Annotated in this window: 11 protein-coding genes and 1 pseudogene; all 12 read right to left on the reverse strand. The window is 37.2% G+C overall.

Annotation, left to right across the window (positions count from 1 at the left end; all coding sequences use genetic code 11):
* Positions 1 to 54: 54 nt before the first annotated feature.
* Positions 55 to 936: a hypothetical protein gene (locus ACUTSE_RS02580; RefSeq protein WP_445639111.1), complete on the reverse strand. Its 882-nt coding sequence runs from the start codon at positions 934 to 936 to the stop codon at positions 55 to 57.
* Between the two features lie 134 nt (positions 937 to 1,070).
* On the reverse strand, positions 1,071 to 1,556 hold the full coding sequence (locus ACUTSE_RS02585; RefSeq protein ID WP_445639112.1) for a hypothetical protein: 486 nt from the start codon (positions 1,554 to 1,556) through the stop codon (positions 1,071 to 1,073).
* A complete protein-coding gene (locus ACUTSE_RS02590) occupies positions 1,541 to 2,314 on the reverse strand; it encodes a DUF362 domain-containing protein (protein WP_445639113.1) in 774 nt (257 codons plus the stop codon). Before ACUTSE_RS02590 ends, ACUTSE_RS02585 begins: the two co-directional genes overlap by 16 nt.
* A gap of 24 nt (positions 2,315 to 2,338) precedes the next feature.
* The gene (locus tag ACUTSE_RS02595) at positions 2,339 to 2,794 is read right to left on the reverse strand and encodes a hypothetical protein (protein ID WP_445639114.1); all 456 of its coding nucleotides are present in this window, start codon (positions 2,792 to 2,794) and stop codon (positions 2,339 to 2,341) included.
* Between the two features lie 378 nt (positions 2,795 to 3,172).
* Complete coding sequence (locus ACUTSE_RS02600; RefSeq protein ID WP_445639115.1) at positions 3,173 to 3,787, reverse strand: DUF417 family protein; 615 nt, start codon at positions 3,785 to 3,787, stop codon at positions 3,173 to 3,175.
* A 61-nt stretch (positions 3,788 to 3,848) separates the two neighbouring features.
* Positions 3,849 to 4,677: pseudogene (locus tag ACUTSE_RS02605) on the reverse strand (helix-turn-helix domain-containing protein).
* A 94-nt stretch (positions 4,678 to 4,771) separates the two neighbouring features.
* Positions 4,772 to 5,983: a serine hydrolase domain-containing protein gene (locus tag ACUTSE_RS02610; protein ID WP_445639116.1), complete on the reverse strand. Its 1,212-nt coding sequence runs from the start codon at positions 5,981 to 5,983 to the stop codon at positions 4,772 to 4,774.
* Between the two features lie 76 nt (positions 5,984 to 6,059).
* Positions 6,060 to 7,766, reverse strand: coding sequence for an ATP-binding protein (locus tag ACUTSE_RS02615; RefSeq protein ID WP_445639117.1), 1,707 nt, complete (start codon positions 7,764 to 7,766; stop codon positions 6,060 to 6,062).
* Entirely contained in the window at positions 7,763 to 8,893 is a 1,131-nt protein-coding gene (locus ACUTSE_RS02620; protein WP_115090580.1) for a sensor protein KdpD, read from the reverse strand. Before ACUTSE_RS02620 ends, ACUTSE_RS02615 begins: the two co-directional genes overlap by 4 nt.
* Positions 8,894 to 9,985 carry a porin gene (locus ACUTSE_RS02625; protein WP_445639118.1) on the reverse strand — a complete coding sequence of 364 codons (1,092 nt, stop codon included), beginning with the start codon at positions 9,983 to 9,985 and terminating at the stop codon, positions 8,894 to 8,896.
* Position 9,986: 1 nt separating this feature from the next.
* On the reverse strand, positions 9,987 to 10,547 hold the full coding sequence (gene kdpC / locus ACUTSE_RS02630) for a potassium-transporting ATPase subunit KdpC (protein WP_445639119.1): 561 nt from the start codon (positions 10,545 to 10,547) through the stop codon (positions 9,987 to 9,989).
* A 4-nt stretch (positions 10,548 to 10,551) separates the two neighbouring features.
* Positions 10,552 to 12,570 carry a potassium-transporting ATPase subunit KdpB gene (gene kdpB, locus ACUTSE_RS02635; RefSeq protein ID WP_445639120.1) on the reverse strand — a complete coding sequence of 673 codons (2,019 nt, stop codon included), beginning with the start codon at positions 12,568 to 12,570 and terminating at the stop codon, positions 10,552 to 10,554.
* Positions 12,571 to 12,573: the final 3 nt, after the last annotated feature.

A 12,573-nucleotide genomic window follows, 5' to 3' on the forward strand; every position in this document is an offset into this window, starting at 1 on the left:
TGCTTTTTTATACTATTTCAACTGGAACCTTACGGATTCCTTTATACTCGAATTTTACAACTGAATAATTCCTGCTCCAGAGATTCTACCACTTGCGTGTACAAAATCATTCATTGATTCATTTTGCGCCGTTGTCAATTTGCTGTAATTGATATCTAATTTTGAACGACTCATGGCTAAATCAAACAACTCTTTTTGGATTGCTTTTTGTCTACTTGCATCCGTTGAGGTCTTGAATTCTTGCACCAATTCCATCTCTTTTTTATATGAGGCAATAACATCGGCTTGATCCACATCAGGTAATACTAACGCTAGTTCATCAGGTTCTGTAATGGTGCATTCCCCGCCTTCAATGCGGTTTTGCTGATAAAAACCTTTTTCTTCTTCCACTAGCATCTCTTCATAAAACGCAATAAATTCAGCCTTAGTAAAAAACTTATTGAAGAAATTTCCAACGGCTTTTTTATCATACGTAATTTGCTCTTCAGGGTACTCCTCTCCTAAAAAATAGGTACATCTATACAAGTTATTATCGATGAATAGCGCATTAGTTGATTTGATGTTATCTTCATAACTCACTCCGTCAATCCACACTTCTCTCATCTTAGCACCAAACTTATCAAAATTTCCTTCGGTCGCATACACCATCGAATAAATATAGTGAGGCTCTAGTGTTGGGTTAATAATACCTCCTGAATTTTGCTTGAATACGTTGAATGAAGTTTTTTGATTGTTATACGTCAATTCGTGTATTCCTCCTTCTAACTTCAGTATTTCATAACTCTGAGGAGCAAGCACATACGCCTTGTCATCAATTGACACTTTTATTTCTTGCGCTGTTGGGTTAGATAAATAAAAGTCTTGTCTTTTAAACGGATCATCACAACTGATGAAGGTCATAATCGTTAGCAAAAATGCTAAAAATCGTAATTTCATAGGATTTATTTTAATTTAAAAAGGGGGCAAAAATATTGATTTGAGTTGTGTAATCCTAGATTTGATCGCATTATTACATCAACGACGTTCATCTTTATTTCGTCCTTTATGTCTCATCTCCCTCGTATCAATACTTAACAAAAAACATATCCCTCAGTCTTTAAGAAAGCAATAAGTTTATCATAATTTTTGTATTCAAACTCTCTAAATTTAAACTTTTTATTTGTTTGTTTACTTATTACCGTGAATGTTTTTGTCTGAGGATTATGTCCAATATTATCGTGTCCTTCCTGAATTATCACATCCTGTTTAGCTATACGAAATGATTTACTTAACAATCTTTTCATTTTGATTTCCGATACGGAAATCTCTATACTTTTACAATTTGAAATTAAATAATATTGCATAGCAAAAAAAAGTACTAAGAGAAAAACTATTGCAACCACATCATATAGCTCTCTTTCAAAATATCCTTTAAAAACGATTCCTGAATAAGTAAAGAGATTATAAATAAGTCCACCTAAAAACACAAGATTCAAAAAGAAAAATAGTGGATATAAAAAGAAAAACTTCAGACTGTATTTAGATTTTATTATTTCCATTTTTAATTCGTTAAACATTGTTCTAATTTTCTATTTTCTTCATCTGTTTTTGTTGAATCATAAATTGCTATACCTAGTGAAACACCTGTAAAAACTAATCCCATGGGCCCACTTGCAACTATTGCACTAATCCCAAGTAAAGTCTTTCCAAGCGGTAGCCATACATCATCACTATTGCCATCAGAAATAGCAACAATTGTATCATAAGCATCAAATGCTACAGCTAAATATCCTACTTTACCAATACTTTTGCCTATTTTTCCCCAAGTAATTAGATTTGAATCAACTGGAGTAATTACTCCACCAGTACTCTTAATCAACTTTATAATCGATTCTTCCTGTAGTTTTTTCAAATCACTCACAACTCCTAAATCACTACTTAAATTTCGTAACTTCTCAATACCAAAATAATTTTGATTCACATAACTGAGTTGATCTTGCAATCTATTAATATGTTCTGTACATTCTTTTTTTGGTGGAGGTGGAGGAAAAGGAGTTCCTCCACCTCCACCTCCACCTCCACCTGGTTTAGGCGGTGGTAACCTAGGATCATCATCATGAACAGTATAAATTGCCCAATAATCACATACTGAAGCACATAACCCTGTTTCAATACATTTTGTATCGTCTATATGGATATTATAGCCTTTATGTAGCATTTCTTCATTACCAACCCCTATAGAAATATTAGCTATATATATAGCGTCTACTCCACAAACTTCCATGCATAAATAACACCCAATACAATTATCATTATCTATAAATGGTCTTCCCATACTGTATATATTATTTTTTAAAAATTAAAAGGATTTAAACTGTGTTTTTTCAAAAATATAGTTGCTTAATAATCGTTCTTCAATAAAAACTCTTGAATTAACTCTATGATCCTCTTTATTGACAACTATTTTGATTGGAGTTTTATATTTAAAATAATATATACCTTCTCCAATCCATATAGCCTTCTTTTTTAAAGATGAATATGAATATGCTTTATCATCATCTATATAAAAAACAAACCCTACAATGATTTGTCTAGAACTCATGTGATCGTTATTACTAGATTGAATCAAGTATCCTTCTTTCAAATCATTTCTAGTAATAAATATTTTATTTACTTTATGTTCAAAATTGTTAAATCGTATTTTTCTTGCTGTCGAATCTACTATATCATCTTTCTCACATGAGTTAAATAATACTAAACTCGTAATCGAAAAACTTCCAAGAATCAGCTTACTAACAAAATCTCTTCTTTGCATTTATTAAGTTTAATTAAATTTAAAAGTCGCAAATTTAACTCTTATAACGAATTTGATTTCACTAAAGAAATCTCAAATAAATGTTAAATAGATAATAAATAAACCGTTAAAAACACCTTAACTCTAAACTTCATAAAAACGAATTATAACTATCTTATCTATTTGCCATAGCATTATCACTTTACATATTTTCATGCTCTGAAACATTTTCGAACAACTCTAATATTAATACGGTACTTCATAAACAACTAATTGAAAAATATAAAACTAATTTTTTATCATTATTTATTTCCCCTCCTCCTTTACTCAGTCTAATATCAATTAGACGCGAATGAATTCACCACAAAAAAAACGAAGCCATCAGCTTCGTTTTTTTTATTATTTACCCTTCTGTTTGTCTTTCAGCATTCTACTTGCTCCATCCGAAACTAGCAATAAACCACCAGCGAGCATGATGACATCCTTAAGCACCAGTCGACCTGCACCGGATAAATACGGGAAACCAAAATTTGGTGTCGGAAAATCGCCTCCTAAATTAGGGACATAGACTTCTGGGGTCGTCAAGAGAAAAGAAAGTGTCACCAAAGACATCCCTACCGTTAATATAGCACCTAGTAACCCTATTTTGGATGACCATATTCCTAAGAACACCAAAATACCAATCGCACAAATAACAATCCCTAATCCATATGAAAAAAGATAGGTTCCATTTTGTGTATGCCAATCTACATTTTGGTTTACTGTTTTTCCCTCTGGGTTTTTATGCAAAGTATAGGCGGCTACTTCCTTTCCTTCTTCTGTCAATACACGATCATTGGCGTGTTGGTAGAAGAAACTCATCAAAGGGCTATTAGCAACAAAAGGCACAATGCCATCCGCTTCATACTGAAAGCCTTTTAAACCGCCAATCCACACCATAACGAGACAGATAGCGATTCTCAATACATTAAAAAATTGTTTTTGTAAATCTGCAGCAACTTGAAGTATGTTCATCTTGTTTTTTTATCCAAAAATACGCGGGTAATTCCGCTGATAACATGGACAAAATAGCCTATTACCTAGACTTTTTTGCTACGATCGAAAGACCTACTTCTTTGCGAAACTGGCTGGGTGATAGTCCCACTGCTTTTTTAAAATACCGACTAAAATAAAATTCATCTTCAAACCCCAAAGCAGCGGCAATTTCCTTCATGGATTTTGTTGTCAAATGCAGGAGTTTTTTTCGCCTCCAATACGATTCGCTCTTGAATCAATTGCGTCGGTGTTTTGCCGTAGATTTTTTTAATTTTCTTGCTAAAACTAGCAAGGGAAATACCATTTAATTCCGCGTAGTATACCACCGATTTATGTTGAGCAAAAGATTGTTCCAACTGATGTTTGAATTGAAGTTGGTCTTCTTCTAATTGATAATCCCATTGATGTAATTCGAGTTGTTTTTCTCTATTCACCAAAGCTAAAATTAGCTGTAAATAGGATTTTAAGATGGATACATTATACGATTGAATGCTATCCTCAACCTCCTCAATTTTAGTATATAAGGAGCGAATTTCGTCGAAAAAAGCATCGGAAACACGAACAAAAGGAGTGTGATAGATGTTATTGAATAGAATTCCATTGCACGCGACTTCTTCTTTATGGTATTCAATACAGTAAAAGTCGCCGTGAAAGCGCAAGACGATTGCCTGATGTGAATTAACTTCCAACCACTCCAACTGCTGAAAAGGCGACATAAATAAAATCGTCTTTCCTTGACAGCGATACTGCTTCTCATCGAGGGTAAACGCAAAGTCTCCATCGAGTAACAAGATATCGTAATAAGGATGCCTTATTGGATCTAATTCACTTGCGTGGCTATAGTTTTGAATCTTAACAGTCTCCGTCAAAATGCTTGGTTTTTCATACTAAAAATACATTCCTTATTGATCATTTCCAATAGAAATAACCATTTACCGCTAGAATAACATGGTTTTGTTATTGTTAATTCAGGTTGGGATATACGATTAAGGCGGTTTCTATTTGATTATATAGATTCATCCAATCCTCTTGGGCTGCTTCTGCAGTATTATTCATGATGATAATCATACCGTAATTGGAATCTTGACAGATTAAAATTCCACTTTGCACGCCATTTGATGTTCCTGTTTTGCCGTGGTAAGCTCCTTCCTTCTGCCCATATCCTACATCCCATAAGTAGCCTTTATCATCTCCTTCTTCTTCATCTTTAAATAGTAAACGAGAAGATTCTCCAACAAGCGGATGATTGCTTTCTAGTTGAAATTGCATGAAAGTACTCAAATCAGGTAACGTACTAATCATCCCATGAGATCCTCCCAATAATGGATTTTTCAACCAAGGTGCAACTTTGCCTTCTTCATCAAAGCTAACAGCTAAATCTTTTTTATGTTTCTCGTATTCATACAGATACGTATGTTTCAAATCAAGCGTATCTAAAAAATCTTGGAGTATTTCTTTGTATGGTTTTTGATAAACCTGTTCCATAATATACGCCATCAATTCAGGGCCAACCGAATTGTATTCATAGACCGTTCCTGGTTTCTTATTTAGCTTTGCGGTTTGTAATTCTTGCAATAAATCAGTCATGGTATAATCAAAGGCTTTCGCTTGATAATCTCCCTTTCGTACGCCCTGATAAATCTGATCTAATTTTGGTGGTGCTTTCTTTTGAAATCCCAACGTATGAGTCAATAAATTTTGAATGGTAATGGGCGTTCCTTCATATTGTAGATTAGCATAATCTCCTTGCAAATAGAGCCTAATATCATCCTGTAGATTTAGCTTTTTCTCCACCACGGCCTTTGCTACCATTGACCCCAAAAAGACCTTCGATATGGAGGCAATTTCATAAAGCGTATTGGGTGTTGGTTTTTGGTTGGTTACTGAATCCAGTACACCATAATATCGCTGAAAGACTTCTCCATCTCTATATACAGCAATTGCCAACGCATTTATATTTCCTTGTTGCAATGCATGGGCAGCATATTGATCGACTAATTGACTTAATGCTATAAAAGACGGGCTTTTCTCTTTTTTCTTTGGCTGTTTATCATTTTCGATCTGTTTGGTTACGGTTACATCCGCTACTGCATTCCATCTTTGATACAGCACAACAGCACCTCCAGCGAGGGCAAGTACTAAAAAAGCTAAGGCGACCTGTATTTTATTTTTCATCTTTTAAAGATACACTATTTAAAGGCATAAATTTTACATCTTTTCTTATTATTTAGCTATTTTCTCACCTCTTTTACTAGTACAACAATAAAACGAATTCACTTCCCACGCCATACTCACTATGTACTGTGATAGTCCCTTGCTGTGCTTCGATAATTTCTTTGCTAATAGCTAAACCTAACCCTGTACCTTCTTTATGGGTACCTGGTACTCTAAAGTAACGATCAAATACTTTGTTTAAATATTCGGGCGGAATCCCCATTCCTTCGTCTTTCACCTTAATTGTGGTTCCTTGTTCCTGTTGTTCTACAGTGATTTGTACTACTGAAGATTCATGGGAGTAATTAATGGCATTGGCAATCAGGTTGGTCAATACCCAGATTGTTTTTTCTCCATCTACTTCGACTGGTTGTAAGACTTCGGGAAGCTTCACTTCGAGTGTAATTCTTTTTTGTTCGGCTTGACTGTGATTGGCTTCTACGGCGTCTTGTACCATCTCACTAACTAAACACGATTGCTTATTCATCGCGATCTTACCACTTTCTATTTGCGTCAGGTTCAACAACTCCGAAGTAATTTTCAACAATCGTCCTGCATCATCCTGAATACTGTCAATCAGCGTATTTTGCTCATCATTTAATGTACCTATTCGCTCATTTTTCAACAATTGCAAACTCATTTTCATCGAGGATATAGGGGTTTTAAATTCATGAGAAACCGTGGCGATAAATCGAGTCTTCGCAGCATCAAGTTCTTTAAATTCGGTAATATTTTTCAAAATAATTACATGCCCTACCAACTCTTCGTGTTCTTCTCCTGTTGGGGTAATTTCAATGGGCAAGAGTTGCTTGTCAAAATAGTTTTCTTTGTCGTTGTGGATAATTTTGAGCGGTTCTTTTTCGACTTGTTCTAGACTCATCTCCTTCAGTAATAATCGCATTAAATCATTGTATAACGCGAGATCCTTACTGTTTTTCCCAACCATTTCATCCTCTTCTAATCCTAGCACTTTACAAGCTTCTTCATTGACAAATATCACTTGCATATTCTCATCTAAACCGATGACAACGTCGGACATATTGTTAATTAAAGCTTCAATTCTCTTTTTCTGACGCATCAGTTTAGCCAAATGACTGCTGTTGTATTCTTCTAACTTTTGGGCCATGGTATTAAAGGATTGAGCCAAGGCTCCAAACTCGTCATCTTTATCTAAAAATACGCGTTCTTTATAATTGCTACTGGCAATTTGTTTAATACTGGCGGTTAACTTCTGAATGGGATCTGCAATATTGGAAGGCAGGTTAATCAACAAGCCTAAAGCAATGACAAAACAGGCAGTTCCTGCAATAGCAATCCAGATGGTTGCTTGCACCTCTGTTTTATTGGCCAACTCGCTCTTCAGTGCAATCGCCTGCATATTCATCTCCATCACTTCAATCAACCATTCCCTAATTTGAACGACATCCTCCTGACGTTGTCCGTTCTTCTTATAGTTTTCAAAATAGTTACGCAACGTACTATTCATTTCCTTTTCACCAACTTCAGTCGCATTCCCTTCTTGATTTTTCAATTGTTCTTCAAACTGAGCCAAACGACCATCCCCCGACTTATCTAATGCACGCAACATACTCTTGGCATATAACAGTGAATTGTAATTGTCGTGTAGGATATTGCGTGTATCAAGCTTTAAAAAGTGAATGTATACCGCTCCTATTCCCCCTAAAAAAATAATTAGCGTGAATAGAAGGCCTAAACCTAACGTTAGTTTTGTTTTAATTCTCATTTCGAAAAAATTATAATATCAATGGGTAAAGAAGTCAGTTTCTTCAACAACTGATTGAATACATTAGTAGCTAAAATAATCTGGTATAAACGCAATCGAGGTTTTCCAATACAGATTGTTGTGACCTGTCGTTGTTCTACCTGAACCATAATAGCCTTAGCAATATTAGGATGCTCACTTTTAATAATTTCCGCGCCTAATTCAGTAGCTAATTTAAAATTATTAATCAAATGTCGCTGCTTGTCTAGGGCAATTTTATCTGGATGCTCTTTGGGCGTTTGTACATAAAGCACATACCATTTTGAATTGAGGTAACTGGCTAAGCGCGCTGTTTTTCGAATTACATTTTTGGCGTGTTTATCGTTCGAACTGATACAAGCCATGAATCGACTTGGTTTGGCTGATACGGACATACTCACCTCAGAAGCTACTTTATTCTCCACATGAGAGGCTACTTCTTTTAAAGCTAGCTCGCGCAATTGAAGAATATTCGATGACGTAAAGAAATTTTGCAAGGCTGCCGGTACTTTAGCAGGAGGGTAAATCTTTCCTTCCTTTAATCGTTCAATCAAATCATCTGCGGTAAGGTCGATATTAACAACCTCATCCGCCTCTTGTAGAACCTTATCCGGGACGCGTTCCATCACATCGATGGACGTAATGTCTTTCACTGCATTATTTAAACTTTCAATGTGTTGGATATTTAAGGCAGATATCACATTGATACCTGCCTCTAATATCTCCATCACATCTTGCCAGCGTTTTGCATTTTTACTTCCTGCAATGTTGGAATGCGCCAATTCGTCAATAATAACGATTTCAGGATGTTCTTTTAAAATAGCTTCCAAGTCCAATTCTTCTACCATTTTCCCTTTATAAAAGACCTCTTTTCGAGGAATAAGAGGCAATCCTGCTAAAAGTGCATGGGTCTCTTGGCGGTTGTGTGTTTCGATAAATCCCAACTTGACATCGATGCCATTGCGTTGTAAATCTCTCGCTTCCATCAACATGCGATAGGTTTTACCCACACCGGCACTCATCCCAATATATACCTTAAACTTTCCTCGTTTAGCACGACGAATAAGTGCTAAAAAATCTTCTGCACTTTGACGCGTTTCTCTTTCCATCTATAAACGAATTGCGATACTACTTCCTATAACCGTTTGTCCTGATACGGCGTGATCATTTCTACTAAACACCGCATCTTTACTATTAAACGATCGGGCTTCTATTCTCCATAATACCTCTGTTGTAATTTGATAATCCACATTGACTGAATACCCCCAAGTTTGAAAACCATGCGCTGTATCTGTCTGTATAATTACCCCTTCTTTATCCCCGTAATACTCTACTCTTGCCGCCACGCGCCAGGCATCACTGATTTTATACTGTCCCATAATCAATGGGGCATACCACGTGTTATAGGCCTTACTGTATTTTTCCTTTTGTTGCATGCCTATATCAAAACCGGCAAGTAACTTTAACTGCTCGTTGAACTGATACGCAACATATAAGTTGTGAAAATAACGCATCTTGCGCTCCACATCGGGGGTATCACTGCCGATAAAAGAACTACTATTCAAGGTCCATGCGGCATTGGGCGTATAAGTCAATTGGTGTCCTACGGCTAATGTTGAATTTCCTTCTGGACGCTGTATGCGTTGCCACCCATTCATTACGTTTACCGCTAGGAACCACTTTTGATTGGGTGTGCTATACGACAGTTTTACAGCCGATGAGAAATAGGGCGAATTCTCCGCCATCATACTGCGGGTCATCGTCATGATATCCGCTCCTATATTGCTTTCAAATCCAATATGAGAAGGCATAATACCAACGTCTAACCACAGTGCTTGTGTCGGGGATAACTTCACCCCTATATTGGCTTCATATATATTTTTTAATCCCTCGGGTTCATTGGCTAGATTTGATTTCACATAGGTTCCCGCCATCAAAGCTAAGTTGGCTCTCACCCTTTCTTTGGTATAGCTCAATTTGGCCATTCCAAAATTCAAGTTCACCTCATTATGTCGATTATAGGAATACAAAAAATTGTTCAACTGCCCTGATTGGGATTGATTGAAGTCGTACATATAATACAATTCCCCATAAGCTTGTACCTGGAGGTCGTCCATCCATTTGCGTTCTTGTGCTTGTACGGATGAAAAAGCAAGTGCGCCGATGACTAGCGCACCCACCAAAGAAAATCTCTTTTTCATGTTATTGTAAAGCATCTAATGCCATATTCAGTGCTAAAACATTGACCGTTTCTGGCCCGAATACACCTAACAACGGATGCTGTGTTTGTGCTGTAACCAATTGTTCCAAACGACTAGCTTCTATTCCTCTATGTACCGCAACACGCGCGATTTGCACACGTGCAGCTTGAACTGATATATGGGGGTCTAATCCACTACCACTAGCGGTAACTAAATCCACGGGAATCTCTTCTTTTTGAACGGTTGGATTCAGTCTACTAAAATCCACTATGCGTTGCTCTACTTCTGCAAGATATGCTGCATTCGTAGCGGCTTTATTACTTGCTCCAGAACCTGCTGCATTGTAATCGACAGCAGAAGGGCGCGACCAAAAATACGCCTCTGTCGTAAAGGATTGCCCAATATTGGTATACTGTTTTCCTTTATTTGATTCCACAATAAATCCTTCTCCCGCATTTGGGGCAACTTGGGCAATTCCCCATAAAACTAAAGGGTAAATTCCTCCTAACAACACAAATAAAACGGTTGTTAATATAATTGAGGGTATAAGCGTTTTTTTCATTTGTTTAGTACATAAAAAGTGAGACAAAAAGGTCGATGAGTTTGATACCGATAAAGGGTACAATTACTCCACCTAAGCCATAAATTAATAAGTTGCGACGCAATAAAGCGCTGGCTCCAATAGGTTTATAAGCGACTCCTCTTAAAGCCAGTGGAATTAAACAAGGTATAATGATGGCATTAAAAATTACAGCAGATAGTATAGCACTCTCAGGGCTGTATAAATGCATAATATTTAAGCCTTCCAAGGCGGGAATTGCCGTAATGAACAAAGCGGGGATAATGGCAAAATACTTCGCTACGTCATTGGCAATACTAAACGTGGTCAAGGTACCGCGAGTCATCAACAATTGTTTACCAATCTCTACCACTTCGATGAGTTTGGTTGGGTCATTGTCGAGATCCACCATATTACCCGCTTCTTTTGCTGCTTGTGTTCCGCTATTCATTGCTACCCCAACATTCGCTTGTGCTAAGGCTGGAGCATCATTGGTTCCATCCCCCATCATCGCCACCAATCTACCTTCTGCTTGTTCGCGTTTGATGTAGTTCATCTTATCCTCGGGTTTTGCTTCCGCAATAAAATCGTCTACCCCTGCAGCTGTTGCGATGTATTTTGCGGTCATGGGATTATCCCCTGTTACCATTACCGTTTTGATTCCCATTTTTCTCAATCGCGCAAAACGCTCTTGAATTCCCGGTTTAATAACGTCTTGCAATTCTACAACGCCCAGTACTTGCTCATTTTGAGCCACAACCAAAGGCGTACCTCCATTTTCTGCAACCTTGCGGACACAATCTGCAACCGCTGAAGGAAATTCATTTCCTGCCTGTACACAAATACTTTTGATGGCATCTACAGCACCTTTTCGAATGCGTACCTCATCATAATCAATACCAGAGCTTCTTGTTTCCGCTGTAAAGGAAATAAAACGCGGGTTGTTTACTGTAAAATCTGTTGGATCTACACGAGCCAATTCAATAATAGACTTTCCTTCTGGTGTAGCATCACGCAGGGAACTCAATACTGCTGCTTTGATCAATACACTTTTATCTACATCTGGAGCGGGATGAAAATGCGTTGCTTTTCGGTTTCCAATCGTAATGGTTCCTGTTTTATCTAATAGTAAAACATCAATATCTCCTGCCGTTTCAACTGCTTTACCGCTTTTGGTAATTACATTCGCTCTCAAGGCTCTATCCATTCCTGCAATACCAATCGCCGATAATAAACCACCAATCGTTGTGGGAATTAAACACACATAAAGTGAAATCAATGCTCCAATACTTAGCGCAACATTGGCAAAATCAGCAAAGGGTTTTAACGTGATAATCACAAGAGTAAACACCAAGGTAAAGCCAGCTAATAAAATAGTTAGCGCGATTTCATTGGGCGATTTTTGTCTGTTGGCTCCTTCTACTAAAGCAATCATTTTATCTAAGAAGCTCTCTCCTGCTTGTGCGGTTACTCGTACTTTAATTCGATCAGACAATACCTTTGTTCCGCCTGTTACCGCACTTTTATCTCCTCCTGCTTCTCTGATGACGGGTGCGCTTTCTCCTGTTATGGCGCTTTCATCAATCGTTGCCAAGCCTTCGATAATTTCACCATCTGCTGGAATTATATCTCCTGCCACGCAGCTATACACCATGCCTTTTAAAAGGGTTGATGAAGATACTTTTGTTCCATCTTCTAATGTAGCGGGTGTTTCCTCTCTGGTTTTGCGCAAACTATCTGCTTGTGCTTTTCCTCTTGCTTCCGCAATTGCTTCTGCAAAATTGGCGAACAATAGGGTAATAAATAACAAGAAGAATAATATCACATTGTATCCCAAACTCCCTTGACTTTCTTCTCCGAATAAAATCCAGATACAAACACCAAGCATAATAATTGTTCCGATTTCTACGGTAAACATCACCGGATTTCGAAACAAGGTTCTTGGATCTAATTTCTTAAAAGCTTCCTTACTTGCTTTTAGTACGACCTCTTTTTGAAAAAGAGCTTGATTATGTTGAATTGCCATTTT

Source organism: Myroides sp. TSA_177.3, assembly GCF_052691955.1.

Bases quoted from the DNA above. Each gene is read 5' to 3' on its own strand.
- ACUTSE_RS02580 (WP_445639111.1), bottom strand. From the start codon at position 936: ATGAAATTACGATTTTTAGCATTTTTGCTAACGATTATGACCTTCATC.
- ACUTSE_RS02585 (WP_445639112.1), bottom strand. From the start codon at position 1,556: ATGTTTAACGAATTAAAAATGGAAATAATAAAATCTAAATACAGTCTG.
- ACUTSE_RS02590 (WP_445639113.1), bottom strand. From the start codon at position 2,314: ATGGGAAGACCATTTATAGATAATGATAATTGTATTGGGTGTTATTTA.
- ACUTSE_RS02595 (WP_445639114.1), bottom strand. From the start codon at position 2,794: ATGCAAAGAAGAGATTTTGTTAGTAAGCTGATTCTTGGAAGTTTTTCG.
- ACUTSE_RS02600 (WP_445639115.1), bottom strand. From the start codon at position 3,787: ATGAACATACTTCAAGTTGCTGCAGATTTACAAAAACAATTTTTTAAT.
- ACUTSE_RS02610 (WP_445639116.1), bottom strand. From the start codon at position 5,983: ATGAAAAATAAAATACAGGTCGCCTTAGCTTTTTTAGTACTTGCCCTC.
- ACUTSE_RS02615 (WP_445639117.1), bottom strand. From the start codon at position 7,766: ATGAGAATTAAAACAAAACTAACGTTAGGTTTAGGCCTTCTATTCACG.
- ACUTSE_RS02620 (WP_115090580.1), bottom strand. From the start codon at position 8,893: ATGGAAAGAGAAACGCGTCAAAGTGCAGAAGATTTTTTAGCACTTATT.
- ACUTSE_RS02625 (WP_445639118.1), bottom strand. From the start codon at position 9,985: ATGAAAAAGAGATTTTCTTTGGTGGGTGCGCTAGTCATCGGCGCACTT.
- kdpC (WP_445639119.1), bottom strand. From the start codon at position 10,547: ATGAAAAAAACGCTTATACCCTCAATTATATTAACAACCGTTTTATTT.
- kdpB (WP_445639120.1), bottom strand. From the start codon at position 12,570: ATGGCAATTCAACATAATCAAGCTCTTTTTCAAAAAGAGGTCGTACTA.